At 57.8% G+C, this 218-nt stretch carries 1 pseudogene; it reads right to left on the bottom strand.

What is annotated here, in order from left to right:
* Nucleotides 1-109: pseudogene (locus H6B10_RS19220) on the bottom strand (type I restriction enzyme subunit R domain-containing protein); the annotation flags it as partial.
* Nucleotides 110-218 lie beyond the last annotated feature (109 nt).

Below are 218 nucleotides of genomic sequence, written 5' to 3'. Positions count from 1 at the left end.
GCACCGCTTTTACATCGCGCAGCTTTTTATCCACAATCATGGTGTGGAGCAGCGGTTCATCAAAACCGGTCTGGAATTTTTCGGCCACCACCAGGATGTTGCCCTCATCGTGGAGACTTACCGCGACATCACCCGCCACAAAATCGGCGGGCGCGGCAAAATGATGGTGGTCACGGCGTCCCGCCTGGCGGCGGTGCGCTATGTACAGGAGATTCGGC

This window comes from Gemmiger formicilis (assembly GCF_016901605.1).
Lineage (GTDB): Bacteria > Bacillota > Clostridia > Oscillospirales > Ruminococcaceae > Gemmiger > Gemmiger formicilis_B.
Note: the sequence above shows the minus strand (reverse complement) of the source record. Positions and strands in the feature narration are given on the sequence as shown.